Origin of the sequence: Pseudomonas sp. GL-R-26 (assembly GCF_019947365.1) — a bacterium.
Classification (GTDB): Bacteria; Pseudomonadota; Gammaproteobacteria; order Pseudomonadales; family Pseudomonadaceae; genus Aquipseudomonas.
The window spans coordinates 210,589-236,627 of sequence record NZ_JAGYGI010000006.1 but is presented as its reverse complement, the minus strand read 5'-3'; the positions used below and the strand labels follow the sequence as shown (position 1 = coordinate 236,627).

General features: G+C 60.8%; 22 protein-coding genes and 1 rRNA gene. 10 read left to right on the top strand and 13 right to left on the bottom strand.

Annotated elements, in window-relative coordinates:
- Together rrf and mrdA are read left to right on the top strand one after the other, a co-directional pair.
- Positions 1 to 110 (top strand): 5S ribosomal RNA (rrf, locus tag KGA96_RS09270); the annotation flags it as partial.
- A 197-nt stretch (positions 111 to 307) separates the two neighbouring features.
- A complete protein-coding gene (gene mrdA / locus KGA96_RS09265) occupies positions 308 to 2,200 on the top strand; it encodes a penicillin-binding protein 2 (protein ID WP_223512551.1) in 1,893 nt (630 codons plus the stop codon).
- A 12-nt stretch (positions 2,201 to 2,212) separates the two neighbouring features.
- On the opposite strand, the gene KGA96_RS09260 is transcribed toward mrdA, so the two are convergent.
- Positions 2,213 to 3,172, bottom strand: a complete 960-nt coding sequence (locus KGA96_RS09260) for a LysR family transcriptional regulator (RefSeq protein WP_008051112.1) — start codon at positions 3,170 to 3,172, stop codon at positions 2,213 to 2,215.
- Between the two features lie 154 nt (positions 3,173 to 3,326).
- Between KGA96_RS09260 and KGA96_RS09255 the strand changes: the two genes are divergently transcribed.
- Genes KGA96_RS09255 through KGA96_RS09245 form a run of 3 tightly spaced genes read left to right on the top strand, consistent with a single transcriptional unit; the run spans position 3,327 to position 6,318 of the window.
- Positions 3,327 to 4,628 (top strand): MFS transporter, encoded by a 1,302-nt coding sequence (locus KGA96_RS09255; RefSeq protein WP_223512550.1) that lies wholly within the window; start codon positions 3,327 to 3,329, stop codon positions 4,626 to 4,628.
- Positions 4,625 to 5,380 carry a class II aldolase/adducin family protein gene (locus KGA96_RS09250; protein WP_223512546.1) on the top strand — a complete coding sequence of 252 codons (756 nt, stop codon included), beginning with the start codon at positions 4,625 to 4,627 and terminating at the stop codon, positions 5,378 to 5,380. Before KGA96_RS09255 ends, KGA96_RS09250 begins: the two co-directional genes overlap by 4 nt.
- On the top strand, positions 5,377 to 6,318 hold the full coding sequence (locus tag KGA96_RS09245; protein ID WP_223512544.1) for a 2-hydroxyacid dehydrogenase: 942 nt from the start codon (positions 5,377 to 5,379) through the stop codon (positions 6,316 to 6,318). Before KGA96_RS09250 ends, KGA96_RS09245 begins: the two co-directional genes overlap by 4 nt.
- 169 nt (positions 6,319 to 6,487) lie before the next feature.
- On the opposite strand, the gene KGA96_RS09240 is transcribed toward KGA96_RS09245, so the two are convergent.
- From KGA96_RS09240 to KGA96_RS09200, 9 genes are all read right to left on the bottom strand, one after another.
- A complete protein-coding gene (locus KGA96_RS09240; RefSeq protein WP_046043224.1) occupies positions 6,488 to 7,405 on the bottom strand; it encodes a LysR family transcriptional regulator in 918 nt (305 codons plus the stop codon).
- Between the two features lie 145 nt (positions 7,406 to 7,550).
- On the bottom strand, positions 7,551 to 8,681 hold the full coding sequence (locus KGA96_RS09235; RefSeq protein WP_046043223.1) for a glycosyltransferase family 4 protein: 1,131 nt from the start codon (positions 8,679 to 8,681) through the stop codon (positions 7,551 to 7,553).
- A gap of 1 nt (position 8,682) precedes the next feature.
- Positions 8,683 to 9,813, bottom strand: coding sequence for a glycosyltransferase family 4 protein (locus KGA96_RS09230; protein WP_046043222.1), 1,131 nt, complete (start codon positions 9,811 to 9,813; stop codon positions 8,683 to 8,685).
- The gene (locus KGA96_RS09225) at positions 9,797 to 11,173 is read right to left on the bottom strand and encodes a glycosyltransferase family 4 protein (protein WP_223465782.1); all 1,377 of its coding nucleotides are present in this window, start codon (positions 11,171 to 11,173) and stop codon (positions 9,797 to 9,799) included. The genes KGA96_RS09230 and KGA96_RS09225 overlap by 17 nt, the downstream gene beginning before the upstream one ends.
- On the bottom strand, positions 11,170 to 12,429 hold the full coding sequence (locus KGA96_RS09220) for an ABC transporter ATP-binding protein (protein ID WP_223512541.1): 1,260 nt from the start codon (positions 12,427 to 12,429) through the stop codon (positions 11,170 to 11,172). The genes KGA96_RS09225 and KGA96_RS09220 overlap by 4 nt, the downstream gene beginning before the upstream one ends.
- Positions 12,429 to 13,226: an ABC transporter permease gene (locus KGA96_RS09215; RefSeq protein ID WP_046043217.1), complete on the bottom strand. Its 798-nt coding sequence runs from the start codon at positions 13,224 to 13,226 to the stop codon at positions 12,429 to 12,431. Before KGA96_RS09215 ends, KGA96_RS09220 begins: the two co-directional genes overlap by 1 nt.
- Positions 13,227 to 14,669, bottom strand: coding sequence for a mannose-1-phosphate guanylyltransferase/mannose-6-phosphate isomerase (locus KGA96_RS09210; protein WP_223512537.1), 1,443 nt, complete (start codon positions 14,667 to 14,669; stop codon positions 13,227 to 13,229).
- Between the two features lie 3 nt (positions 14,670 to 14,672).
- On the bottom strand, positions 14,673 to 15,644 hold the full coding sequence (gene gmd / locus KGA96_RS09205; RefSeq protein ID WP_223512534.1) for a GDP-mannose 4,6-dehydratase: 972 nt from the start codon (positions 15,642 to 15,644) through the stop codon (positions 14,673 to 14,675).
- Positions 15,641 to 16,555 carry a GDP-mannose 4,6-dehydratase gene (locus KGA96_RS09200; RefSeq protein ID WP_046043232.1) on the bottom strand — a complete coding sequence of 305 codons (915 nt, stop codon included), beginning with the start codon at positions 16,553 to 16,555 and terminating at the stop codon, positions 15,641 to 15,643. Before KGA96_RS09200 ends, gmd begins: the two co-directional genes overlap by 4 nt.
- A 424-nt stretch (positions 16,556 to 16,979) precedes the next feature.
- Here KGA96_RS09200 and KGA96_RS09195 point away from each other — a divergent pair, with 424 nt between their 5' ends.
- From KGA96_RS09195 to KGA96_RS09175, 5 genes are read left to right on the top strand one after another with little or no spacing between them, the layout of a single operon-like run.
- A complete protein-coding gene (locus KGA96_RS09195; protein ID WP_223512531.1) occupies positions 16,980 to 18,560 on the top strand; it encodes a glycosyltransferase in 1,581 nt (526 codons plus the stop codon).
- Complete coding sequence (locus KGA96_RS09190) at positions 18,554 to 19,858, top strand: glycosyltransferase (protein ID WP_223512520.1); 1,305 nt, start codon at positions 18,554 to 18,556, stop codon at positions 19,856 to 19,858. Before KGA96_RS09195 ends, KGA96_RS09190 begins: the two co-directional genes overlap by 7 nt.
- Positions 19,855 to 20,721, top strand: coding sequence for a class I SAM-dependent methyltransferase (locus KGA96_RS09185; protein ID WP_046043210.1), 867 nt, complete (start codon positions 19,855 to 19,857; stop codon positions 20,719 to 20,721). Before KGA96_RS09190 ends, KGA96_RS09185 begins: the two co-directional genes overlap by 4 nt.
- A complete protein-coding gene (locus KGA96_RS09180) occupies positions 20,718 to 21,875 on the top strand; it encodes an acyltransferase family protein (RefSeq protein ID WP_223465785.1) in 1,158 nt (385 codons plus the stop codon). The genes KGA96_RS09185 and KGA96_RS09180 overlap by 4 nt, the downstream gene beginning before the upstream one ends.
- Positions 21,869 to 22,702: a class I SAM-dependent methyltransferase gene (locus KGA96_RS09175; RefSeq protein ID WP_223465786.1), complete on the top strand. Its 834-nt coding sequence runs from the start codon at positions 21,869 to 21,871 to the stop codon at positions 22,700 to 22,702. The genes KGA96_RS09180 and KGA96_RS09175 overlap by 7 nt, the downstream gene beginning before the upstream one ends.
- 76 nt (positions 22,703 to 22,778) lie before the next feature.
- On the opposite strand, the gene KGA96_RS09170 is transcribed toward KGA96_RS09175, so the two are convergent.
- From KGA96_RS09170 to KGA96_RS09160, 3 genes are all read right to left on the bottom strand, one after another.
- On the bottom strand, positions 22,779 to 23,567 hold the full coding sequence (locus KGA96_RS09170) for an SDR family oxidoreductase (protein WP_046043207.1): 789 nt from the start codon (positions 23,565 to 23,567) through the stop codon (positions 22,779 to 22,781).
- 46 nt (positions 23,568 to 23,613) lie between these two features.
- Positions 23,614 to 25,161 carry an amino acid ABC transporter permease/ATP-binding protein gene (locus tag KGA96_RS09165; RefSeq protein ID WP_046043206.1) on the bottom strand — a complete coding sequence of 516 codons (1,548 nt, stop codon included), beginning with the start codon at positions 25,159 to 25,161 and terminating at the stop codon, positions 23,614 to 23,616.
- Positions 25,162 to 25,225: 64 nt separating this feature from the next.
- On the bottom strand, positions 25,226 to 26,020 hold the full coding sequence (locus KGA96_RS09160) for an ABC transporter substrate-binding protein (RefSeq protein ID WP_046043205.1): 795 nt from the start codon (positions 26,018 to 26,020) through the stop codon (positions 25,226 to 25,228).
- Between the last annotated feature and the right edge of the window lie 19 nt (positions 26,021 to 26,039).

Below are 26,039 nucleotides of genomic sequence, written 5' to 3'. Positions count from 1 at the left end.
GACCATAGAGCGTTGGAACCACCTGATCCCATCCCGAACTCAGCAGTGAAACGATGCATCGCCGATGGTAGTGTGGGGTTTCCCCATGTGAGAGTAGGTCATCGTCAAGATTAAATTCCGAAACCCCAATTGCGAAAGCAGTTGGGGTTTTGTTTTTGCGCTCGAAAAAAGGGCCGAGCCAGCCAAGGTCAATTGTGAAAAAAATCACACAAACCAGGCACCACGCTTTTGGTATGGTGCAGTCCATTTTTAATGGACTGAGTTTGCGCCCACGGATCGGCGTTCTTTTCAAAGAGTTGCTGTACAAGTGCCTGAACCGATACCGATCAAGGACCACGAAAAAGAAACACGCCTGGTCAACAAGAGACTCCTGGCCTGCGCCTTGTTCGTTGCCGCCATTACCTGTGCGCTGGTGGTACGCCTGTACGTCCTGCAAGTGGTCGAGTTCGACTATCACTCGACCATTTCCGAAAACAACCGCGTCCACGTCCTGCCGATTACGCCTACCCGCGGATTGATCTATGACCGCAACGGCGTACTCCTTGCGGACAACCGTCCCAGCTTCAATCTGACCATCACCCGCGAACTCGCCACCGATGTTAAAAGTGAGCTGGACGAGGTGGTCAATCTCCTGCACTTGCCCGCCGAAGACCGCTCGCAGTTCGACAAGGCGATGAAGCAGGCACGTCACCCCTTCGTACCCGTGACATTGTTCTATGAGTTGAGCGAAGAACAGATTGCCGTACTCGCCGTCAACGAGTTCCGCTTGCCGGGCCTCGATGTCGAGCCGCAGTTCGTTCGGCACTATCCATTGGGCGAGCACTTCGCTCATTCGGTCGGCTACGTCGGACGTATCAACGAAAAAGAGTCAAAGGCTCTGGATAACGTCGAGTACCGGGGTACCCAATCCATCGGCAAGACCGGGATCGAAAAATTCTACGAGGCGCAACTGCACGGCCATGTCGGGTATGAGGAGGTCGAAACCAATGCTCAGGGCCGCGTGCTGCGGGTGCTCAAGCACACTGACCCGGTGCCAGGCGAAAACATTGTCCTGAGCCTCGACGTCAAGCTTCAGGAAGCCGCCGAGCAAGCCCTGGGGGATCGTCGTGGCTCGGTGGTCGCGCTGGATCCGTCGACCGGTGAGGTGTTGGCCATGGTCAGCAACCCGAGTTTCGATCCAAACCTGTTCGTCACCGGTATCAGTTCCAAGGAGTACTCCACGCTACGGGACTCCATTGATCGGCCGCTGTTCAACCGTGTGCTGCGTGGTCTCTATGCGCCGGGTTCGACCATCAAGCCGGAAGTGGCAATCGCCGGCCTCGATGCCGGTGTCGTTACGCCACAGACCCGTGTGTTCGACCCCGGTTATTACCAACTGCCGGATTTCGATCACAAGTACCGCAACTGGAACCACAGCGGCGACGGCTGGGTGGATATGGATGCGGCGATCATGCGTTCCAATGACACCTACTTCTATGACCTGGCACACAAGCTCGGTATCGATCGCCTGCACGACTACATGGCCATGTTCGGACTCGGTGAGAAAGTCTCCCTGGACATGAATGAAGAATCCCCCGGCCTGATGCCATCCCAGGCCTGGAAGCGTGCCACCCGTCGTCAGGCCTGGTTCCCGGGCGAGACGGTGATTCTCGGCATAGGTCAGGGCTACATGCAGGTCACGCCGCTGCAGCTGGCCCAGGCCACGGCGCTGATTGCCAACAAAGGCGTGTGGAATCGCCCGCACCTGGCCAAAACCGTGGACGGTGTCGCGCCGGTGGATGAGCATCCGATGCCGAACATCCTGCTCAAGGATCCTCGCGACTGGGAGCAGGTCAACCACGGCATGCAGATGGTGATGCACGATGCCCACGGGATTGCCCGGGCCGCAGCGGCGGGGGCGCAGTACCGTATTGCTGGCAAGAGCGGTACCGCACAAGTGGTGGCGATCAAGCAGGGCGAGCGTTACAACCGGGAGAAAACCCGCGAGCGTAACCGCGACAATGCCTTGTTCGTCGGTTTCGCCCCGGCCGAGCACCCGAAAATCGTGATTTCGGTGATGATCGAAAACGGCGAGGCCGGTGGTCGCGTCGCCGGACCGGTCGTGCGGGAGATCATGGATGCCTGGCTACTGGATCAGGACGGACACCTCAAGCCGCAATACGCAGCGCCGAGCAAGGCACCAGGCGATCCTCACGTCTGAACTCCCATGGCTTCACAGCACAGGCTCACGGATGCTGAGCATGTGCTGGAAGCTCTCGAGGAACACGGTTTCGGCCTGGCTCATCTTCTGTTCGCGATTCCACAACAGCTGTATATCGAAATCCACCACCCCGTCTTCCGGCGGCAAGCGCCAGAGCAGACCTTGCTCGACATCCCGGCGCACCAGATGGGTGGGCAAGGCACCGATGCCGTAACCTGCGCAGATCAAGCGATAAATTTCTTCGAAACTGGTGGAAGAGGCGACGATCTTGCCAGTGAAGCCTTGTTGGTCGCGGAACAGCGTCAGGGGGGAAAGATTGCCGCCGAGTTGATCGCTGGTGAAGCTGACGAAGTTTTCCGCCGCCAGTTGTTCCAGGGTCAGGTTCTCTTGTCCGAACAGCCGGTGACGCTGGCCACAAAAGTAAGCATAGGTCTCTCGAAACAGTACCCGTTGCTCCAGCCGCGGCTGCGGCAGGCGGCACAGGCCGACGCCGATGGTTGCGGTCTTTTGCAGCAGCGAACTGATGATGTTCGAACTGCCCATCACCTCGACTTCCAGCTCGATTTTCGGGTGGGTTTCATGGAAGTCCGCGAGGAAATCATCGTAATGCCGCGCCTGAACTCCGCTGACGGTGAGGATGCGGATCTTGCCCACCACGTCGTCGTGACGACTCTCAACTACCGTCCCCAGGCGTGAAATATCCCCGTAGATATCTGCCGCTATGCGCAGGACTTCTTCCCCGGTTTCCGTCAGGTCAAAGCGTCGTCCGCTGCGGGCAATCAACACGCATTCCAATTGTTCTTCCAGTCGTTTCAACGCCTGGCTGACCGCCGACTGGGTGATGTGCAGTCGCGCGGCGGCGCGGCTCATGCTGCCTTCCTGGCCGATGACCAGGTAGGTGCGCAGCAGGTTCCAGTCGAGGCGGTCATTGAGAAAGCGCCGGCCGACCCAAGGGTTGGAAGTGGAAGGCATAAAACCTCATGCAGTAGCAGTGCTAATAGTAAAGATAAGAATTTGAAAATTGACTAATCCTGGCATGGAAGCGATAAAGCCCACAAGCGCCACAGAGCGCAATCGTCGCCAGCCTCAACACCTGCCCAAAACTATAAGTACACAGGGTCCTTGCATGCACACTACTCCCCAACCGCGCCGAGCCGCGGCCGCTGCCTTCATTGGCACGACTATCGAGTTCTACGACTTCTACATCTACGCCACCGCGGCGGCGTTGGTCCTCGGGCAAGTGTTCTTCCCCAGTAGCGACCCGGTAATGAGTACTCTCGCTGCATTCGGTAGTTTCGCCGTCGGCTTCATTGCCCGCCCCATGGCCGGGATGGTGTTCGGGCATCTGGGGGATCGTCTCGGGCGCAAGAAAATGCTGCTGGCGACCATGGCCTTGATGGGAATCGCCACCGCGGGTATTGGCCTGTTGCCGAGCTACGCCAGCGCCGGCATCTGGGCGCCCGTTGGCCTCATCGTACTGCGTGTCATTCAGGGCATATCGGTCGGTGGCGAGTGGGGTGGGGCGGTGCTGATGGCCAGCGAGCATGCGCCGGCCAAGCGCAAGACGTTCTATGCGTCGTTCGCCCAGCTCGGCAGCCCGGCCGGTTTGTTGCTGGCACTGATCGCTTTCCGACTGGTGACGTCCCTTGAGCCGGACGAGTTCCTAGCCTGGGGTTGGCGCTTGCCGTTCCTCGCCAGCGGCGTGTTGATGATGGTCGGCCTGTTGATCCGCTCCGGGGTTCACGAGTCGCCGGAATTCGCCAAGGCCAGGGACAACAACGAGACCGCCAAGTACCCGGTGATGGACGTGATCCGCACCTGCTGGCGGCAGATCCTGTTCGCCGCCGCGGCCGTGACCATCGGCTCGGCGGGGTTCTTCTTCACCAACACCTTCATGATCACCTACGTCACCCAATACCAGGGCATTGCCCGTTCGACGATTCTCGATTGCCTGTTTCTGGTGACCGTCATCCAGTTGCTCTCGCAACCGCTCTCGGCGCTGATGGCCGAACGTATCGGTGAAGGTCGTTTTCTCAAGTGGGTCGCGTTGCTGTGCATGGTCACGCCTTACCCGATGTTCCTGCTGGTGGGCACGCAGAACATTGTGTTCATGACTGCCGGCATTGCCCTGGCGGTGGTGATTCTCTCGGCGCTGTACGCGGTGATCGCCGGCTACATGACCCAGGCCTTCCCGGTGCACCTGCGCTACTCGGGCATTTCCATCGCCTACCAATTGGCTTGCGCCGTGGCCGGGGGCACCACACCGCTGATCGGCACCCTGCTGGCCAGCAAGTTTTCCGGACAATGGTTGCCGCTGGCGGTGTTCTTCACCTTGCTCTCGGCCCTGTCCCTGATCGGTGTTTGCGGCCTGGCCCGCCTGCGCGCCAACCCGGTCGTCACCCACGCTGCCAAAGAGGTGTATTCGTGAGTAAACCTGCACACATCGACCCGGTTGAATGGCGAGCCCGTTGCGAACTGGCTGCGCTGTATCGACTGGTCGCGCACTTTCGCATGACCGACCTGATCGACACCCACATCACCCTGCGGATACCGGGGCCCGAGCACCACTTCCTGATCAACCGCTACGGGGTGATCTTCGACCGCATGCGCGCCTCGGACCTGGTGCGCATCGATCAGGATGGGCGGGTGGTCGACCCGGAGTACGCAGGCCATCGGGTCAACGCCGCCGGCTTCGTGATTCACTCGGCGATCCACATGGCGCGTCCGGACTTGAACTGTGTGATCCACACTCACACGGCGGCCGGCATGGCGGTCGCGGCGCAGAAGCAGGGCTTGCTGCCGATCAGTCAGCATGCGCTGAAGTTCTACGGCAAGCTGGCCTATCACACCTATGAGGGCATCGCGCTGTCACTGGATGAGCGCGAGCGCTTGATCGCCGACCTCGGTCCGCACCGGGCGATGATCCTGCGCAACCACGGGTTGCTGGTGGGGGGCTCGGGCGTGGCCCAGGCATTCCAGGAAATCCACTTCCTGGAGCGCGCCTGTCAAGCCCAGGTGCAAGCGCTGGCCGGTGGTTCAGCCCTGCATTACCCGTCACCGGAAGTGTGCGCACACACCGCCGAACAGTTTGACCGTGATGAGCAGGACAACATCATCGACCTGGCCTGGGAGGCCGCACTGACGTTGATCGAATCCCAGCGCGAGTCTTATTTGTCATGAACGCCGTCATCAATACCGTGGTTCTGCTGTCCCGCGACACTTTGCTGCTCAAGCAATTGCAGGCGGCGTTTGCCCGCAGTGCGCCGCAACTCACTGCCGTGCTAGCTGATGATCCCCGGGCCGCCAATGCGCAGGTGGCGGCGTGCTGGTTTCCCTTGCCGGGCAGTCTCGGCGCATTGCCGAACCTGCAGGTGATTCACTCGGTGGCTGCCGGTATCGATCACCTCGATCACGATCCGTCATGCCCGGACCTGCCGGTTTGCCGTGTGGTCGACCCGGGCCATCGCCAGGGCATGACTGAGTACGTGCGCTGGGCGGTGATTCACTATCACCGCGGTTTTGATCAGGTGTTGTCGCAACAGCGGGAGCAGCGCTGGGAGCGGCCGCTGCAACGGGCGGCGGGGCAGTTCAAGGTCGGAGTAATGGGGCTCGGATCGCTGGGCAGCGCGATTGCTCTGGACCTGGTCGCAGCCGGTTACGACGTGCGCGGCTGGGCACGGCGCAGCAAGGACTTGCCGGGTGTGCGCACGTTCGCCGGGGCTGATGCGTTGCATCCGTTTCTCGACGGCGTCGAGTTGCTGATCAACCTGCTCCCGCTGACCAGCGAAACCCGCGGGATTCTCGGACGAGCCACTTTCGAGCAGCTCGCCAGCGGCGCGGCACTGGTCAACTGTGGCCGGGGTGGTCATTTGAACATCGATGACCTCGAACAGGCCTTGGCGAGCGGGCACTTGCGCGGCGCCTTGCTGGATGTCTTCGAACAGGAACCTCTGCCGCTCGAACATCGGCTATGGAGTATGCCCGGTGTAACCATCACCCCGCACATGGCTTCGGCGGCTTCCCATGACTGCATTGCCGAGCAAGTGGCGGAGAACTTCCGTCGATTGAATAGCGGCGAACCGTTATTGAACTGTGCGGACCGTCTACTGGGTTATTGAACCCACCGCTATCCAACCAATAAAAAATGCCCTGCGAACTCGCCCGCTCAATTGGGCGAGCCATAATGTTGACCACCAAGCTGCACGGTCGCGGCGACAGCGTCATCAATCAGCCCATACACTGCGCCTGCTTGAACGCTTGCGGGCCGGTGGCGCGGGTCTTGCGCGTTTAGTCCGTGAGCCGTTGTTGCAGGCTTTCGAGAAAGATCGTCTCGGCCCGGCTCATGCGTTGTTCGCGGTTCCACAGCAAATGAATGTCCACATCGGCAATCCCCTCGTGGGGCGGCAGGCGCCATAGCAATCCGGCGTCAACGTCGGCCGCCACCACGTGCTCGGGCAGACAGCCGATACCGAAGCCGGCGATCACCAGTCGCCGGACTTCCTCCAGGCTCGGTGACGACGCGACGATGCGGCCACTGAAACCCTGCTGATCGCGAAAAATCGTCAGCGGCGAGAGCATGCCGCCGATCTGGTCACTGGTGAAGCTGACGAAGTTCTCCCGTTGCAAATCCCCTTCGGCGACATCCTGTTGGCCGAACATTCCATGGTGCTTGCCGCAGAAAAACGCATAGCGCTGACGCAGGAACAAACGCTGCTCCAGGCGTGGCTGTGGGCGTCGATTGAGGCTCAGGCCAAGGGTCGCGGTTTTTTCCTGGAGTGCGCTGACGATGTCGGAACTGCGCATCACGTCGACTTCCAGATCCACTCGCGGGTACTGGCGGTGGAAGTCGGCGAGGAAGTCATCAAAGCGCTCGGAGAAGATCCGGCTGATGATCAGCAACCGCACTTTGCCAATCACTTCGTCGGCCGGTTGTTCCAGTACGCTGCTGACCTGGGACATTTGCCCGTAGATTTCCCCGGCCAGGGCGAAGATCTGCTCGCCGACTTCGGTCAGGGCAAAACGTGGCCCGCGACGGGCAATCAGTTGGCGGCCCAGCTGTTCTTCCAGGCGCTTGAGTGCCTGGCTCACTGCCGGTTGCGTCAGGTGCAGGCGGGCGGCGGCGCGGCTGATGCTCTGCTCCTGGCCAATCACCCGAAAGGTGCGCAGCAGGTTCCAGTCCAGGCGGTCATTGAGCAGACGTTGCATAGGCGGTCAGCAGAAAGTCAGGGGTCAATAGGGAATGTCCACGGCTTGCACACATCGTGCGCAAGCCGTGGAAAATCTACAGTCGAGGGATCGTATCACTGTTGGAAAGCCGCAGCAGAGACAAGTCGGTTCCAGCCAAAAAGCCTCATGCGTAGGCGAGGGCTTTTTCGTCCAGCAGTTCCTCATACAGCGCAGCCCATTTACGACCCATTTCGTCCGCTGTAAACAGATTTTGATAACGGGCCTGCGCTTTTTCGCCCATTTGCGCCGCCAGCACCGGGTTTTCCCAAAGCGTACGCATCGCCTCGCGAAATGCCGATGGATTGCTCGGCGGCACCACGAGCCCGGTCTCGTTATGGATGTTGATGTAACTGGTGCCAGTGCCAATCTCACTGGAGATCATCGGCTTGCCATACATCGCGCCTTCCAGCAGCGAAATGCCAAAGGCCTCGGAGCGCAGGTGCGACGGGAACACCACCGCATAACTCAACTCGAGCAAGGCGACCTTGTCTTCGTCGCCCAGGAAGCCGAGGAAGTGCAGGTTCTGCAGGCCCAGCGCTCTGGCCTGGGCATGCAGCTCCGCTTCCAGCGGGCCGGCGCCGACGATTACCACGGGATAGTTCAGCCCCTGCATCGCGTCGAGCAGGATGTGCAGCCCTTTGTAGTAGCGCATGACACCGACGAACAGGAAGAACTTGTCCCCCAGCTTCTGGCGCCAGCGCTCGGTCCGTGCTGCGTCGTGCTTCGGATAACCCGACTTGTCCAGGCCATAAGTGATGACTCGGGTCTTGTCCTGGTAGTCCTTGAGCACATCGCTGGTGTGAAAGTAGTTGGGGGACGCCACGGCGATTCGATCCGCGCTGTCCAGGAACCGACGCATCAACGGCCGGTACAGTTTGAGCAGATGACGTTGGCGGATGATGTCGGAGTGGTAACTCACCACGCTGGGTTTTTTGGTGGCGCTGGCAAAATGCACCAGGTCCATGAAGGGCCAGGGAAAGTGATAGTTGACCACGTCGGCTTCAGCCGCGAGCTCACGAAACTGCTTGAACACGCTGTAGGAAAAACCGGTGGAGGCGAGTTGAAAATCCAGCCTGGCCTGATGCACCTGGTGCTCGCGGATTTGCAACACGCCCGGTGCCGGGTTATTGCTCAGGGTCAGCACGCTGCTGACGACACCATGGCGGGCACCGCTTTCGCTCATCTGGAAAATGACTTGTTCGATGCCACCTATGGAGTCGGGCAAGTAGGTTTTATAAAAGTGCAGAACGCGCATATCAGTTCTCCATTACCTGGCGGTAGGCGCGGGCGGTCACCGTCGCGCAACGCTCCCAGGAAAAAAGCTTCGCTCGCTGCAGGCCCATCTCGCGACAGACCTGCCAATGCGCCGGGTCGTCGATCAACCGCTGCAGGGCATCGCGCAAGGTGTCGGGGTCGTGCGCCTCGATGTAGTTGCCGGCATTGCCAGCCACCTCCGGCATCGCCGATTCACCCGTCAGAATCACTGGGGTGCCACTGGCCATGGCCTCCAGCACCGGCAGGCCGAACCCCTCGTACAACGAAGGGAAGACCAGCGCCCGGGCACCGGCCAGCAACTGCGCCAGATCCTCGTCAGGCAGGTACCCCAGCAGGCACACATGACCTGACGCGAGGGCGGAGCGTAATTCGTCGTTGAGCTGCTGGCGCTGCCAGCCGGCCATGCCGGCGATCAGCAACGGAAAACGCTGGCGCACGGTTTCCGGTAGTAGGGCATGGGCGCGCAGGGCCAGGGGCAGGTTCTTGCGCGGCTCCAGGGTGCCGACGCAGAGAAAATACTCCCGCGCCTCGACGCCGTGTGCCTTGAGGACCTGATCGATGGCCTCGGGTTCACGGGGGTGGAAGCGCGCGGCCACACCCAGCGGTGCTACCACGAAGCGCTCGGCCGGTAACCCGAAATGCGCCTGGGTTTCGTCAGCAATGTATTGCGAGTCGGTAAGAATCAGGCTTGCCTGTCGCACGCCGTCGGCCACGCGCCGTTCGATTTCTCGCAAGCGCGCCGGTGGCTGCGTTTCGGGATAGTGCAGGTGAGTCAGGTCATGCAGGGTGATGACGGTCGGGCCGTCGAACGACAGCGGCCAAAAACTCGGTTCGTGGTAGAGGTCGATGGCTTGCGCGAGGCCCTGATCAAAGCGTTTCTGCTCCAGCCAGCGCCGCGCCTGATAGGCTCCCGGGATCTGGCGCAGCAACGGCGTCAGACGCGAGTAACCGGGCATCGCTGCCTCAGGCAGGGTCGAACTCCAGCCCCAGCCATGGAACAACGACAACTCGACGTCCGGTTCGCGGGCCAGGGCCGTCGCCAGTTCGGCGACGTAGTGGCCGATGCCCGTGCGCGGGGCCTGGAGGATGCGGGCGTTAAGGGCAATTCGCATGCTGACTCTCAGGCACCTTCGCATCGCTGTGCAGGTTGCGTTGGATGCGTCCGACCAGTTGTGCACTCGCCTCGCGCCAGCTCAGCCAACGCCAGTTATCCAGGTTGAGGGGGGCGGGAAACGCGCCGCCGCTTTCCATGTCGGTGACCAGGTCGGCCAGGTTCTGCGGGTCGGCGAGGTCGAAATACGCCATGTACTCGCCACCGATTTCGCGGAACACCGGGATATCGCTGGCCATGGCCGGCAGGCCTCGCTGCATGGCTTCCACCAGCGGCAAGCCGAACCCTTCGACGTAGGAGGGGAACACCAGCGATGTCGCGTGGGAGTAGGCGTGTTCCAGGCTCTTGTCCGAGAGGGTGTTGAACATGAACAGGCGCTGGTTCAATTGCGGATGCCGGCGGATACGTTCGATCAGCACCTCGCACTTCCAGCCAATCTTGCCGACGATGCACAACCGGGCTTTTGACCCGGCCGCCCAGGCGAGCTCGAACGCGTCCAGCAGATACGCATGGTTCTTGCGCGGCTCGATGGTGCTGACCATGAGGAACACAGGATCCGGTGTCTTGAACATCTGCAGCAGCCCCGGGTCGACGGCGGAACGGGCATCGGTCAAGTCGAGTTCGGAACCGAGGTGAAAGTAGTCGAACCAGCGTTGCTGTACCTGCGTGGAGCCGATCCTGCGGGTCATCTCCTGGCGAACCTGGTCGCGGATGGTGGTCGAGATCGCCACGTAGCCATCGGCGGTGCGGGCGATCCAGTCGAACCATTCGTTGAACACCTTCACCAATCCTGCGTCGCAGAACTGCGGGTGGGTCAGGGGAATCAGGTCGTAGATCACCGAAACGATGCCCACCCCGTCACGCTTGAGTTGCTCGGCCAGGGGGAAGAAGTTGGCGTGCCAGGACGAATCCAGCAGCACCAGTTGATCGCCGGCGCGATGCTGCAACGGCACGCAGCGTTCGGGAACCTTCTTGCCCTTGAGTGCGCGATCGAGCAGGCGCATCGGCAGGCTCAGGCAGGCGAACGCGGTCAGACGGCAACCGACGTAAAGCACCCGGCGGGCGAGCTTCGACTGGCTGAAAGGGCGGCGTCGTTCCAGTGTGCGGTGGCGCAGCCAGAATTGATTGGCGAACTGTTCGAGCTTCACCCGCAGGCTCATCAGGTCCACTTTGACGGTCGGCAAGGGCGCCAGGCTTTTCACCTCGAACAACGCGCCATTGATCATCACCACCGGAATGCATTCACGCTGGGCATCGGCGGCCGGCAGTTGCTGAATCACATTGCGAACGACCCGTTGAATGCCCGAGTTGGCATCCGGGTGTTCGAAGACGTAGGTACATTCCACCAACAGTCTGCTCATTGTGTTTCCCCAATGGATTCCACCCGATTCTCACTGGAACGGGTCACGCTGGTCTGCGCTTCGAGCCAGGAGCAACCCACGAAGTCTTCCTGGCGATTGTTGATCACGTGGAAGACCAGCCCGTAGTCACGCCATTCGAAATTGCGATCCAGGTGCGAATCCAGCCGCGACAGGCTCAGGGCCACCGAATAATTGCCCTTGCCCAGGCGCATGTCGAAGGCAAAGCGGTAGGTGATGCGTTCGCCGGCACTCAGGTCGGTAAGGGCTTTGTCGACCCGGTGGGTATTGATGCCGTACATGGGCTGGCCGAGCCGATCCTTGATCATGAAACCGAGAATCAGTCGCTCGATGTCCTGGCGCACCTCGACCTGCACTTCCAGGACCATCGCCTGACCGACTTCCGCCACCTCTACCGAACGGCCCTTGGGGTCAAGCAGGCGGACGCTGAGAATGCCCGCTTCGCCTGTTCCGGAAATGGTTTGTACCTGCCCGTTGGCGAGCATTTCCTGGCGCACCGTCTGGCCCTCGCGCTGGGCGAGCATGGCGTTGTAGTAGTCCATCACTTCTTCGGGCTTGCCGCGCATGGCCATGCGCCCGTTTTCCAGGAGGATCGCGGTGTCGCAGATCGACTGGATCGCCGAGCGGTCATGGGACACGATCAGCAACGTGGTGCCGGCCTTGCGGAAGTTGCGGATGCGATCAAAGCTTTTGTGCTGGAAATAGGCGTCACCCACGGACAGCGCTTCATCGACGATCAGGATGTCCGGGCGCCGTGCGGTGGCCACGCTGAAGGCCAGGCGCATCTGCATGCCGCTGGAGTAGGTGCGAACCGGATGGTCGATGGCCTCGCCGATTTCGGCGAAGCTCTCGATCTCCGGCATCAGCGCTTCGATTTCTTCGACCTGCATGCCGAGCAACTGCCCGGCCATGAAGGTGTTCTGCCGACCGGTGAAGTCCGGGTGGAAGCCCATGCCCAGCTCCAGCAGCGCCGCCACGCGACCTTGCAACCGGATGTCGCCGCAGGTGGGTTGGGTGGTGCCGGTGATCATCTTCAACAGCGTGCTTTTGCCGGCTCCGTTGACCCCGACGATGCCCACGGCTTCGCCCGGCTGAATCTCGAAATCGACCCCTTGCAGCACCCAGTGCAGGTGATGCCGGGTGCGGGAAAACGGCACCAGCCATTCGAACAGCCGGCTCCAGCGATTCGGATACTGCTTGTAGGCCTTGCCCAGGCCACTGACACGTATATGTCCCATCAGAGCTCGTCCACCATTTCACCGACACGCTGGCGGAACAGCCGCAGCGCCATCCCACAGAACAACAGGCCGATCACCAGCAACGGCACCAGCGAGCTCCAGTCTGGCCATTGATTGTAGAGAAACAGGTTCTGGTAGCTGTTCATCAGTGCGGTCATCGGGTTCAGCTCGATAACGCGCTGGATGCCCGGCGGCAGGATCGACAGCGGATAAACGATGGGCGTCAGCCAGAACCAGAATTGCAGGCAGATGCCGAAAAACTGCCCGACGTCGCGAAAGAACACGTTGAGCACGCCCAGAATCATCCCCAGCCCCGCGGCGAAGATCACTTGCAGGACCAGCAACGGCACCAGCGCCAGCAATGCCATGCCGGGCAGCCGCCCGCTGATCAGCAGAAAGCCGAGGAACAACCCCAGGATGATTGCGAAATTGATCCCGGCATTGAGCAGCACGATGACCGGCAGGCAGATGCGCGGGAAGCTGATTTTCTTCAGCAGGTTGGCGTTCTCCAGGAACATGCTCTGGCTGCGCGTCGTGATCTCGGCGAACAGTCCCCAGGTCAGCAGGCCGGCGCACAGGTAGACGCTATAGGCCAACCCGTCGTCCACGCCTGGCAAGCGGGCGCGCATGATGGTGGAAAAGATCACCGTGTAGACGAGGATCATCGACAGCGGATTGAGCACGGTCCACAAGGCACCGAACAGCGAGTTGCGATAACGCGCCTGAAACTCCCGTTTGACGCTGCCGAGGATGAAACCCCGGTAATTCCACAGCGATTGGTAAAGATTACGCAGCATTCAAACCGTCCTGCCGTATTGATCTTCGAAGCGGACGATGTCGTCCTCTCCCAGGTATTCGCCGCTTTGCACTTCGATGATCACAAGATCGATTACGCCGGGATTCTCCAGGCGATGCTTGTGACCGGCGGCAATGAAGGTCGATTCGTTCTTGGCCACCAGGTGCGTGCCGGTGCCATTGTTGGTGACCTTGGCCATGCCTTCGACCACCACCCAGTGTTCATTGCGATGGTGGTGCATCTGCAACGACAACTTGGCGCCGGGCTTGACCACGATGCGTTTGATCTTGAAGCGCGGGCCTTCCTCGAGCACGGTATAGGTGCCCCATGGTCGGCTGACCGTACGGTGCAGGCGATAGGCTTCGTGCTCTTTATCCTTGAGCTGCCTGGCCACCCGGCGCACATCCTGGGCGCGGTCGGCGTGGGCCACCAGCACCGCGTCGGCGGTGTCGACGATGATCAGGTTGTCCACGCCCACGGTTGCGACCAGACGGTTATCGCTCTGGACGAAGTTGTCGTGGCTGTCGATGAAAATCGACTCGCCGACGGCGCGGTTGTTTTGAGCATCCGCCGGTACCAGCGCGGCCACCGCACTCCAGGAACCGATGTCGCTCCAGTCGAAACGGGCCGGCACGACGACCACCTTGTCGGAGCGCTCCATCAACGCGTAGTCGATGGAAATATCCATGATTTCGCCAAACAGGGCCGGCGACAGTTCCTGCTGCAGGCTTCCGGCGTTTTCCACCGCAGCGCTGGCGGTCATGCAGGTCTGCGTCTGCTCCAGCAAATCGGGAGCATGGGTTTGCAGTTCGGCCAGCAGGCTGGCGACCGAGAAGCAGAACATCCCGGAGTTCCACAGGAAGTTGCCGCTTTCCACGTAATGCGTCGCGGTTTGCAGGTCGGGTTTTTCGACGAAGCGCCGCACGCTGGCCGCGCCTTTGTCGTCCAGTGATGTGCCGGCTTCAATGTAGCCAAAACCGGTTTCCGGAGCGGTCGGCACGACACCGAAGGTCACCAGGTGACCGCGCCTGGCCAATGTCACGGCATGCTCGACCGCGTCCTTCAGCGCGTCGACATTGACGATCAGATGGTCGGCGGGCATGACCAGCATGATCGCGTCGTCGCCATGCAGGGCCTGGAGGGAGAGGGCGGCAGCGGCAATGGCCGGCGCGGTATTGCGACCCGTCGGCTCCAGCAGGAAGTGCCCGCGATGCCGGCCCAGGTGCGCGTCCCGAAAGTGATCCTTGCTCTGGAAGTAGTACTCGCGGTTGGTCACCGTGACGATATCGCCCCAGCCATCGAGCAGGTCCGCGGCACGCCGATAGGTCTTGCCCAGCAGCGACTGGCCGTCGGGCAATGCCATGAACGGTTTGGGATGGCCTTCACGCGACACCGGCCACAACCTTGTACCGGCACCGCCGGAGAGAATCACGGGAATCAGCATGGCCTACTCCTTGGCGACGCGTTTCATGTCCGCATCCATCATCATGCGGATCAAGGCATCCAGATCGGTTTTTGGTTTCCAGCCCAGCACACGCTGGGCCTTGGCCGGGTTGCCGAGCAGCACTTCGACTTCGGCCGGGCGGAAGAACGCGGGGTCGATCTTCACGAAATCGCGGTAGTTCAGGCCCACGTGATCAAAGGCGATCCGGCACATCTCGCGCACGGTGGTGGTCACGCCGGTGGCCACCACGAAGTCGTCGGGTTTGTCCTGTTGCAGCATCAGCCACATGGCTTCGACGTAGTCCCCGGCAAAGCCCCAGTCGCGCTTGGCGTCGATGTTGCCCAGGCGCAGTTCCTGCTGCTTGCCCTGCTTGATGCGGGCGGCGGCGTCGGTGACTTTGCGCGTGACGAACTCGATGCCGCGCAGCGGTGATTCATGGTTGAACAGAATGCCGCTGCTGGCGTGCAGGTTGAAACTTTCGCGGTAGTTCACGGTGATCCAGTGGCCGTACAACTTGGCCACGCCATAAGGGCTGCGCGGATAGAACGGAGTGTTCTCGTCCTGCTGCTCGGCCTGGATCAGACCGAACATTTCACTGGTGGACGCCTGGTAGAAACGCGTGTGCGGGCTGAATTGACGAATCGCTTCGAGCAGGTGGGTAACGCCCAGACCGTCGACGATGCCGGTGGTCACCGGTTGATCCCAGGAGGCCGCGACAAAGCTTTGCGCGGCAAGGTTGTATACCTCGTCCGGCGCCGACTTGATCACCGCGCGCTGCACTGAACAGGCATCGGCCATGTCGCCGTCCAGGTAGACGATGTCCGCCTCGGCCCCCATCTCGCGCAGGCGCCAGCGCGAGTCGCTGCTGCGACGCGCCACCAGGCCGTGGACTTTGTAGCCCTTGTCGAGTAACAGTTTGGCCAGATAAGCGCCATCCTGGCCGGTGATACCTGTGATCAATGCACTTTTAGTCATTCTTGTCGTACTCGCTTCTCCCAGTCGGACAGGATCGCCCGCAGGGATTGTTGTGTTGTGATTTCAGGCTTCCATTCGGTGGTTTGGGTCAGCCTCGCAGGGCTGCCACACACACGACGCTGATCCGCGCGGCGAAGTCGCGCAGGGTCCTGGACCAGTTGCAGGTCGACCTGGGCAAGATCTGCCAGTTGTTCGATCAAACTGCGAATGCTCTGCTCGCGTCCCGAGCAAATGTTGTAGACCTGCCCCGGCGTACCGTTCTCCAGCAATGCCAGGTAGGCCGAGACCACGTCCCCGACATCAAGGAAATCGCGCGTGACGTCGATGTCCCCGACCTCCAGTTGTGGCCCTTGCAGGCCTTGCTTGATCCGGCAGATCTGGCGGGCGGCGCTGGCGATGACGAAGCTGTCTTTCTGCCCGGTTCCAATGTGGTTGAACGGGCGGGCGACCAGTACGGGCCAGTCTTCGCTCAGGCCCCATTGCAGGCTCAGGAACTCTGCCGACAGTTTGCTCACGGCGTATGGGTTGCGCGGGCAGGGTGGCTGCAATTCGGTGATGGGCAAATCGGCTTCAGTGACCTGGCCATAGACATCACCGGAGCTGACGTACAGAAACGTGCCGGTGAAGCCGCGCGCCTTGAGCGCTTGCAGCAGGTTCAGGGTGCCCAGCAGATTGATGTTCAGGGTGCGCGCCGGATCACGAAAGGCTTCCGGGACGAAGGTCTGGCCGGCCAGGTGAATCACCGCATCGGGCATTTCCGGCCACAAGCCTTCGAGGCTGTCCGGCACGGCGAGATCGTACTGGCAAGGCACAGGCAGAAGCGCCCACTCCGAGGCATCAGCCTGCAAGCGCGATTGGATGTGTTGTCCTACGAATCCAGTCAGGCCCGTGACAAACAGACGTTTTTTCAACAGCGCCCCCCCGGTCATGCATTTCATCCATTCCTACAGACTTAATGGAAGGGTCTCACGAATCAACAGGATCGCTCGCAAAGACAGGTGAAATGTTTTGTTGTAGTTGTTTGGTAGCCAATCTGTGCCATTTGCTCGGCAATTTCAACAGGTCCAACCGTGACTGGTCAGTTCTCGTCAGCGTAGCCTGATTTATTCTCGTCGAGCGGTTCACGAATCCTCAACGGATGTGGTTAGAATGCCCCTCGTCACGATGATCCAGGGTTCGGCAGCGTCGCTTCGAAACTGCGAGGAACTGACCACTAAAACAAGAACGAAGACGGGCAGTAAGACAATGGACGAGCGCCAGTGAACACTGGCTCGAACCCTGTCCTCCCCGTCATAGCGTGAGGCTGCCGGATTGGCGGCGTCACCGTGGGATGCCATGAATTTTATTCTTTACTCCGACGTCAACGACAGCTCCATCAGCCAGAGTCTCGGCCGTCCCGAGTACAGTTACTACTTCGTACTCAAGGCGTACCGACCGCTGTTCGAAAGCCTCGGACCGGTGCATGTGGTGTCATCGGCCGCCGAGGTCGATCCGCTATATCGACAGTTGCAGCAGGCCGGTCAGGACTGCCTGTTCATTTCGTTCGCGCCACCGCACAAGACTCCCACCGACTTGCAATGCCCGATGGTGTGCGTGGTTGCCTGGGAGTTCGACACCATTCCCGCCGAGCACTGGGACAACGATCCGCGTCAGGACTGGAGCCAGACACTGGCACGTCTGGGGCGGGTGATCACCTTGTCCACCCATACCGCCGAAGCCATCCGCCGGACCCTGGGCGACGACTTCCCGGTGCTGGTGTTGCCGACGCCTTTGTGGGAACGATTCGCCGACATTCGCCAGCAATATCCCGGTACGCCGGTTAACGCGGGCGCCACGTTGCAGATCAAGGGTTGCATCCTGGACAGTCGCTCGATGGGATTGTCCGCCGATGGTTTGATCGCGCCGCTCATCGAGCAACCGCCGCAGGAAATCGTCGAACCCGAACCCGAACCCGAACCCGAACCTCCGGTGCCGCCGTTGACCCTGCGTCGACGCCTCTTCATTACCAGGCATTACCTGCTGTTGTGGTATCGCGAAGCCATTCGCGATCTGGTGCCGGATGCCGTTCGCCCATGGCTGGCCAGATTTCGGACGCCTCAAGCGTTGCCGGTCGAATCCGCAGTCAGCGAAGCGCCCGTGGCGGATGAACCTGTCATCAGCGAAACCTCCGCGCAGGACGAGCATCCACAAGCAGCTTTCCCCGACACCAGCCAAACGGTCGAAATCGAGGTCGATGGCGTCATCTACGTGAGCGTGTTCAACCCCGATGACGGGCGCAAGAACTGGCACCACCTGATCACGGCGTTCTGCTGGGCGCTGCGTGATGTGCAAGACGCCACGCTCGTGTTGAAGATGACCCAGAACGACCTGTCGACCTATTACGTCGAACTCATCACCTTGCTGTCCCAGCTCTCGCCCTTCGCCTGTCGCGTGGTGGTCATGCACGGTTATCTGCAGGACGAGCAGTTCGCCCGGCTCTATGGCGCGGCGAGTTACTACGTCAACGCTTCGCGCTGCGAAGGTCTGTGCCTGCCACTGATGGAGTTCATGTCCTGCGCCCGGCCGGTCATTGCCCCGAACCACACGGCGATGCGCGACTACATCGACGAGCGCGTGGCTTTCGTCGTCAAGTCCAGCCAGGAGCCGACGATCTGGCCGGAAGACGCGCGCATCCTGTACCGCACCTTGCGCCACCGTCCGGACTGGGGCTCGTTGAAAATGGCTTATGAGAACAGCTACGCGATGGCAAAGAACCAACCGGACGCCTGGCAGACCATGGCGGACGCGGCCAGCGAACGCATGCACCAGTACTGCAGCTTCGCCCCGGTGCAGCAGCGACTGGCACTGTTCTTCAAACAGGAACCTGCCCGTGACGTCGTGCCGGTGGTTGCCGAAACGGGGGCTGCATCGTGCTGATCATCATTCATTCGGAAACCAACAAGAGCAACATCCAGCAGAACCTGGGGCGGCCCGAGTACAGCTATTACTTCGTCCTCAAGGAATTCCGTCCGGTGCTCGAACGACTCGGGCAGGTGATTGAGGTCAGCAACCCGGACGAACTGGTCGATCGGCTGTATTTCGATTGCCAGAGCCGGGGCGAAGACTGTGTGTTCCTGTCCTTTTCGCCACCGCATCGCACGCCGGTCCACTACGCGTGCCCGACGATTCCGGTGTTCGCCTGGGAGTTCAGCACCATTCCCACCGAGAGCTGGCAGGGCGAACCACGGCATGACTGGCGGACGGTGCTGGGCGCCAGCGGGACGGCGATCACCCACTCCAGTTTTACCGTGAATGCCGTGCGCGATGTGATGGGCCCCGATTACCCGATCAGCGCTATCGCGGCGCCTGTCTGGGACCGTTTTGCCGCCCGTGGCGAGCTTCTGGACAAGCGTCCGGTCGTGGGCCCTACGCGCCTGAACCTGCGCGGGCTGTTGATCGACAGTCGCACCACGGACTTGCGCCCCTACGGCCCGGAACGTTTGCGCGAGGGCACGCCGATTGCCTTCGACCAGCCGCCGCGCGACTGTGAGCTGCTGCTCGAGGGCGTGGTCTACACCTCGGTGTTCAATCCCTACGACGGACGCAAGAACTGGAAGGACATGATCAGTGCGTTCTGCACCGCCTTTCGCGACAGGCCCGACGCGACCCTGGTGCTCAAGCTCACGCACCATGACATCGCCAACGCGCTGAACGACATGCTGCACCATGTCTACAAGAATCAGTCCTATCAGTGCCGCATCGTGCTGATCCACGGCTATCTGTCCGACGTCGACTACGAGCGCCTGGTCGAGGCCACCAGTTACGTCGTCAATTGTTCCTACGGCGAAGGGCAATGCCTGCCGTTGATGGAGTTCATGTCCTGCGGCAAGCCGGCGATTGCGCCGCTGAACACCGCCATGGCCGACTACATCGACCGTGACAACGCGTTTATCGTCGACAGTACCGATGAACTGACATCCTGGCCCCACGATCCTCGCGCCGCGTATCGTACCCTGCGCTACGTCACGGATTGGGACTCGCTGTGTACGGCTTTTTCCGCCAGCCATGACGTTGCCAGACAGGACGTCGAGCGCTATCAAAGGATGTCGGCCCATGCCGTGCGTAGTCTGCAGGGATTCTGCAGCCAGGCCGTTGCCGAACAGCGCCTGAAGGCGGTGCTCGAGCAGGTGCTGGAACGGCGTGAAGCAAACTGCGCACAAGCGTCGGGCACATGATTCGGCGCCTGCTTGCGAAGTTACGGCCCGCACCGGTAGTGGTCGCCCAGCCAGAAACGCGGGTATCGCCCAGGGATATCGGTTTGTACGATGCCCTGCTCGACGGTTGGTTTCTCGGCGACAGCGGCGAATTGCTCAAGGGGTTTGCCATCACCGCCGACGACACCTTGCTGGATGTCGGTTGCGGCGAAGGCGTGGCGACCTTGTTCGCGGTCCGGCAGGGCGCTTCGGTGATCTTCACCGACAGTGAACACGACAAGGTCCGCGAGCTTGCCCGGCAAGTGGCGGCACAATCAGACAAGCCGAACCTGGGGCTGGTCAGCAACAGTTTGCCGCTGCCATTGGCCGAGGGCTGCGCCAGCAAAGTCGTGTGCATGGAAGTGCTCGAACACATCGATCAGCCAGAACCCTTCATGGCCGAACTGGTGCGCATGGGCCGCCCCGGTGCACTGTACCTGCTGAGCGTACCGTCCCCGGTGGGCGAGCATCTGCAGAAAGGCATCGCCCCGGCCAGCTATTTTCAATCGCCCAATCACGTGCAGATTTTCAGCCCCGAGCGATTCGCCGCGCTGGTGGAAGACGCGGGCCTGGTCATCGAGCATCGCCAGGCCACCGGGTTTTTCTGGGTCATGGGCATGATTTTTTTCTGGGCCAGTGAGCGGGCTGCCGGGCGTGAATTGGGCGGTGCGGTTCGCGACCGGATTCAGGCGCCGTATCCGCCGCTGATGGAGAGCTGGGCGAAAACCTGGCAGGACTTGCTGGCCCAGCCCGACGGGTTGGCGATCAAGCAGATGCTGGACCGGTTCATGCCCAAGAGCCAAGTGATCATTGCTCGCAAACCTCATGTCCAGGAGGGTGCATGAGCAACGAAAAACGGATCATGGACATCGAGTTGCTGCGCGGCATTGCGGTGCTTGGCGTGTTGTTTCATCACCTGCAGGACAGCCTGTTTGCGGCGGCTGTGCCGTTGTTGCAGGCCATCACGCTGTACAGTCAGCCGTGGTGGGGCGTGGATCTGTTCTTCGCGATCTCGGGCTTTGTCATTGCCCGCAGCCTGATCTCGGCCTTGCGCCGCTGCACCACGCGTCAGGAGTATTGGCAACAGACGCGCAACTTCTGGTTGCGCCGGGCCTTTCGATTGCTGCCGTCGGCCTGGTTATGGCTGGCGCTGATGTTGCTGGCGTGCCTTTTTCTCAACCGCTCCGGCGCGTTCGGCACCCTGCAGGCGAACATTCAGGCGACCCTGGCCGGCATCGCGCAGTACGCCAACTTCCGCTTTGCCGACAGTTTTTATCGCTACGAATACGGCACCAGTTTCGTGTACTGGAGCCTGTCGCTGGAAGAGCAGTTCTACCTGCTGTTTCCGCTGATGATCGTGCTGTTTCGCAAGCACTTGGTGTGGGCGTTGCTGGCGCTGGTGGCGGTGCAGTTGTTGACCTTGCGCACACCGATCCTGATGGTGGTGCGCACCGACGCGCTGGCCCTTGGCGTGCTGTTGGCGATGTGGAGCGCGCAGCCTTCGTACCGGCGTTGGGAGCCGACTTTCCTGCGTCGCTCCTGGGCCGGCCTGTCGGCACTGGTCGGGATTGCACTGGTGCTCGGTTTCATGGCGACGGACCGTTTCACCTTTACCCATTACCGAATCGGTGTGATTGCGCTGCTGTGTGCGCTGCTGGTGTGGATCGCGTCCTACAACCGCGATTACCTGATGCCCAAGGGAATGTTCAAGAACCTGATGACCTGGGTCGGCAGCCGCTCCTACGGGATTTACCTGATCCATATCCCGGCCTACTTGCTGGTTCGTGAGTTCATTTTCCGTTTACAGGCTGCCGGGCTGCCCAGTCCGGCTGGCCATCCGATTCTGATGTTGCTGATGGCTGGCGGCCTGATCGTGCTGCTGAGCGAACTCAACTATCGCTTCATTGAAATGCCCATGCGCAACCGCGGCGCCTCGCTGGTCAAACGCCTGGGCAACTCCCGAACAGCCGTCCCATCCTCTGGAGCCACCTCATGCTGAGCCTTTTGAAGAAACTCACGGCGGGCACGCCCACGCCTGTGCAGCCAGAGACACCGCCCGCGGCGCCAGTGGCCCAGAAGGTCGATCCCTACATGCTCGGCCTGCACGACGCGATGCTCAGCGGCTGGTTCAATCAGCAAACCGGCGAACTGTTCACCGGCTTCCCGGTGACCCCCGAAGACACGCTGCTGGATGTCGGCTGCGGCGACGGTGGTAACGTGCATTTCTGCGGGATGCGCGGGGCGAAGATCATCATCGCCGATATCGACGCGGCCAAGGTCGAGGCGACCCGCCAGCGCCTGGGCGATACACCGGCCCGCGACGTCGAATGCCATGTCACCGACTGCAACCCGCTGCCGATTGCCGATGGGACCGCCACCCGGGTGGTGTCCACCGAGGTCATCGAGCACGTGGACGATCCGGCGCAGTTCCTCGCAGAGTTGGTGCGCGTCGGCAAACCGGGCGCGTTGTATCTGCTGAGCGTCCCGCATCCCAGCTCCGAAGACCTGCAGAAAGATATCGCGGCGGCCGAGTATTTCCAGAAGCCCAACCACATCCGCATCATCAGCGAGGAGCAGTTCAAGGCCATAGTCAGCGATGCCGGCCTGGAAGTGATCAGCCACAGTCAGTACGGATTCTACTGGTCGATGTGGATGCTGTTGTTCTGGGAAGCCAAGGTCGATTTCAGCAACCCGGACCATCCGCTGCTCAACCACTGGGCGGATACCTGGCAGGCGATCCTGGCCTCGCCACGGGGTGCACAGATCAAGCAGGCGCTGGATGCGGTGGTGGCGAAAAGTCAGGTGATCATTGCGCGTAAACCCTGATTAGTCACCTGTGGGAGCGACGGCCTGCACCAGGCCGTCCGGCACCGCCACGGGTGCCGATCCGGTTGGCGGCCAATTATTGGCTGGAGCGAACAGCCCCACCATCAATCAACAGGTTCTGCCCGGTCAGGTAGCCCGTATGGCTGCTGCAAACGAAGGCACACAGCGCACCGAACTCTTCTGGTGAGCCGAAGCGTTTGGCGGGAATCTCGCTACGGCATTCGTCCAGGAATACCTCACTGTCTTGCCCCGACTCTTCAGCAGCAGCGACCAGGTTGTCACGCAGTCGATCGGTGTCGAATGAGCCCGGCTGCAGGTTGTTGATCGTCACATTGCGACTGGCAATGTTTTCTTGCCGGGCAAGCCCTGCGACAAACCCCGTCAGACCACTGCGCGCGCCGTTGGACAGGCCCAGGCTTTCGATCGGGGATTTCACGGCACTCGACGTGATGTTGATGATTCGACCAAATCCACGTGACGCCATACCGTCTACCGTGGCCTTGATCAACTCGATAGGCGTCAGCATGTTGGCATCCAGCGCCTTGAGCCAGGCGTCGCGATTCCACTCGCGGAAATCCCCGGGGGGAGGGCCTCCAGCGTTGTTGATCAGGATATCGAAATGCTCATGGGCCTTGAGCGCTGCCGCTCGACCCTCGGGCGTCGAAATATCTCCGGCGACGGCGATGACCGTCACTTCAGGGTTTATCGCCCTGAGCTGACGGGCTGTTTCATTTAGCGTCTGTTCGCCCCGTGCGGTGATCACCACGTTCACGCCTTCGTTAACGAGTGCCTGTGCGCAGGCTTTGCCCAGACCTTTACTGGCGGCGCACACCAGTGCCCAGCGTCCTGCTATTCCCAGATTCATGTACGTTTTCCTGAAAGAAGGACGTTCGAAGAAAGTGCTTGCCTGCTCATGCATGATCCAGCGTTGCAGACAGGTTCGGCGATCGAGTACTGATGCCCATGAAGCGCCGCACGCGTTCTCCTTCGGCTTCGCATCGTATGGTTTGCGGTGCGGCATCCAGCTGGATATTACCGTTCTCCATGAATACGACCCGGTCGGATATCGACATGGCAAAGTCCATTTCGTGGGTCACGATCAGCATGGTCATGCCTTCTTTGGCCAGGTCGCGTATCACGTTCAGCACATCGTTGACCAGTTCCGGGTCGAGGGCCGAGGTCGGCTCGTCGAACAGCATGATCTGCGGCTCCATCGCCAGGGCTCGAGCGATCGCCACGCGCTGTTGCTGCCCACCGGAGAGCTGGTGCGGATACTTGTGGGCATGGGCCAGCAGGCCGACCTTGTCCAGTAGCGCATAAGCACGATGTTCACTCAGCTCGCCCGGCTGTCCGTGGTAACGCGGTGCCAGGGTGACGTTGTCGAGAATGGTACGGTGCGGGAACAGGTTGAAGTTCTGGAACACCATGCCGATGTGCCGCACGCCTTTGCGCAGGCGGGTGCTGTTGGGTTTGTCCGACGCTTCGATGAATTTTTCGCCGAACAACAGAATGTCGCCGGTATCGATGGTTTCCAGGCCGTTGACCGTGCGGATCAGCGATGTCTTGCCGGAGCCGGATGGCCCGATGATCGAGACCACCTGGCCGTATTCGACATTCAGGTCGATACCCATCAGCACCTTGTGGGTGCCATAGCTCTTCTGGATGTTCTTCAGTTGCAGGATGGGCGTCGCGCTGTTGCCGGCGGCTTTGCGCGCAGTGTCGGGCAACGCTTCGGCGCTGGCCTTGAACCTGGCGATGGTGGCCTCGTCGAGTGTGTGCGGCTTGCGGAAGTTCAGGTCCAGATAGCGCTCCAGGCGCTGCAGGAAATAACCGAACACGGTGACGATCAACACGTAATAGACGCCTACCGCCGCCAGGGTTTCCATGACCAGGAAGTTGGTGGCATAGAGGCGCTGGCCGACAGTGAGGATTTCGGTCAGGGAGATGACCGAGACCAGCGAGGTCAGCTTGACCACCGTGATGTATTCATTGATCAGCGTGGGCAGCGAAATACGGAAAGCCTGGGGGATCACGATCAGGCGTTGCATGCCGAACGGGCCGACACCCAGCGCGCGCCCGGCTTCCTTCTGGCCCTTGGCCACGGAGATCAGGCCACCACGATGGATTTCCGCCATGTACGCAGCTTCAGTGACCACCAGGGCCAGCAACCCTGCGTAGAAGGGGTTGGACAGAATCGGGCCGCTACCGGGAAACAATTGCGGCAGGTTGTAGACGAACACCACCAGCACCAGCAACGGGATGCTGCGGAAGAACCAGATGTAGACCGCTGCGGGAATGCGCAGCAAGGGCGATTGGGACAGCTTGGCCGAGGCCAGGACAAAACCCAGCAGCATGCCGATGAACCAGGCCAGGGCGCTGAGCTGGACCACCGTGACGCAGGCCTTCCAGAAGTCCGGCAGGGAGAACAGGGATAAGAAATACGACCAATCGAATTGCATGGGGCACCTCGAACTGCCGCCCCGGTGCAGGGGAGGCAGATGACCAGACTACAAGGACAGGTTCTTAGTTGGCAGTCGGTTCTTCCAGGCCATATTTCTGGAGAATTGCCGCGTATTCACCGCTCTTTTTGCTCTCCTCGAAGGCCTTTTGCACGGCCTGGAAGGTTTCGTCGTTACCTTTCTTGACGAAGATGCCCAGGGTTTGCTGATAAATCGGATGTTCGGTGGTGATCACTACCCGGCCGTTGGTCTTTTCCGCGATCATTTTTGCCGCACCGGCGATTTCAACCTGGGCCTGAATGTTCTTGGACAGCAAGGCCTGGGTCACTTCAGGTGCCGAAGGGTACTCGCTGACGGTGATCGCGCCTTTGTTGTTCGGCACGCAGTATTCATCGGAGAGCTTCTTGAATTCCTTGACCCAAGTGGTGCCCTGTTCCAGGCCCAGTTTCAGGCCGCACAGGTCTTCAGGCTTTTTTGCATTGATCTCGCTGCCCTTGGGCACCATGACCGCGGCACCGGTATTGGCATAGGCGATGGTCTGGGCCTGGGTCTGGCGCTCCGGTGTGATGTACATGCCGGAAATGATCGCGTCGTACTTGCCGGAGTTAAGGCCCAGGATCAGGCTCGGGAACTTGGTGTCGACGAACTCCACCTTGGCGTTCATGTGTTTGGCCAGTGACGTTGCCAGTTCGGGGTCCGAACCCACTACGTTCTTGTCCTTGTCATAGGACTCGAAGGGTGGGTAGGTGATCTCCATGCCGACCTTCAACGTGTCTGCCGCGGCCATGCTCACCGAGGCGCCGAACATGCCGGCTGCCAATACAGCCAGGCTCAAAAGGTTTTTCTTGTTGTTTTTCATGACGTGCTGACTCCGGCGT

Excerpts from the sequence above, each read along its gene's own strand:
- KGA96_RS09260 (WP_008051112.1), bottom strand. The coding sequence starts at position 3,172 with ATGCCTTCCACTTCCAACCCTTGGGTCGGCCGGCGCTTTCTCAATGAC.
- KGA96_RS09255 (WP_223512550.1), top strand. The coding sequence starts at position 3,327 with ATGCACACTACTCCCCAACCGCGCCGAGCCGCGGCCGCTGCCTTCATT.
- KGA96_RS09245 (WP_223512544.1), top strand. The coding sequence starts at position 5,377 with ATGAACGCCGTCATCAATACCGTGGTTCTGCTGTCCCGCGACACTTTG.
- KGA96_RS09240 (WP_046043224.1), bottom strand. The coding sequence starts at position 7,405 with ATGCAACGTCTGCTCAATGACCGCCTGGACTGGAACCTGCTGCGCACC.
- KGA96_RS09235 (WP_046043223.1), bottom strand. The coding sequence starts at position 8,681 with ATGCGCGTTCTGCACTTTTATAAAACCTACTTGCCCGACTCCATAGGT.
- KGA96_RS09230 (WP_046043222.1), bottom strand. The coding sequence starts at position 9,813 with ATGCGAATTGCCCTTAACGCCCGCATCCTCCAGGCCCCGCGCACGGGC.
- KGA96_RS09225 (WP_223465782.1), bottom strand. The coding sequence starts at position 11,173 with ATGAGCAGACTGTTGGTGGAATGTACCTACGTCTTCGAACACCCGGAT.
- KGA96_RS09220 (WP_223512541.1), bottom strand. The coding sequence starts at position 12,429 with ATGGGACATATACGTGTCAGTGGCCTGGGCAAGGCCTACAAGCAGTAT.
- KGA96_RS09215 (WP_046043217.1), bottom strand. The coding sequence starts at position 13,226 with ATGCTGCGTAATCTTTACCAATCGCTGTGGAATTACCGGGGTTTCATC.
- KGA96_RS09210 (WP_223512537.1), bottom strand. The coding sequence starts at position 14,669 with ATGCTGATTCCCGTGATTCTCTCCGGCGGTGCCGGTACAAGGTTGTGG.
- gmd (WP_223512534.1), bottom strand. The coding sequence starts at position 15,644 with ATGACTAAAAGTGCATTGATCACAGGTATCACCGGCCAGGATGGCGCT.
- KGA96_RS09195 (WP_223512531.1), top strand. The coding sequence starts at position 16,980 with ATGAATTTTATTCTTTACTCCGACGTCAACGACAGCTCCATCAGCCAG.
- KGA96_RS09185 (WP_046043210.1), top strand. The coding sequence starts at position 19,855 with ATGATTCGGCGCCTGCTTGCGAAGTTACGGCCCGCACCGGTAGTGGTC.
- KGA96_RS09180 (WP_223465785.1), top strand. The coding sequence starts at position 20,718 with ATGAGCAACGAAAAACGGATCATGGACATCGAGTTGCTGCGCGGCATT.
- KGA96_RS09175 (WP_223465786.1), top strand. The coding sequence starts at position 21,869 with ATGCTGAGCCTTTTGAAGAAACTCACGGCGGGCACGCCCACGCCTGTG.
- KGA96_RS09170 (WP_046043207.1), bottom strand. The coding sequence starts at position 23,567 with ATGAATCTGGGAATAGCAGGACGCTGGGCACTGGTGTGCGCCGCCAGT.
- KGA96_RS09165 (WP_046043206.1), bottom strand. The coding sequence starts at position 25,161 with ATGCAATTCGATTGGTCGTATTTCTTATCCCTGTTCTCCCTGCCGGAC.
- KGA96_RS09160 (WP_046043205.1), bottom strand. The coding sequence starts at position 26,020 with ATGAAAAACAACAAGAAAAACCTTTTGAGCCTGGCTGTATTGGCAGCC.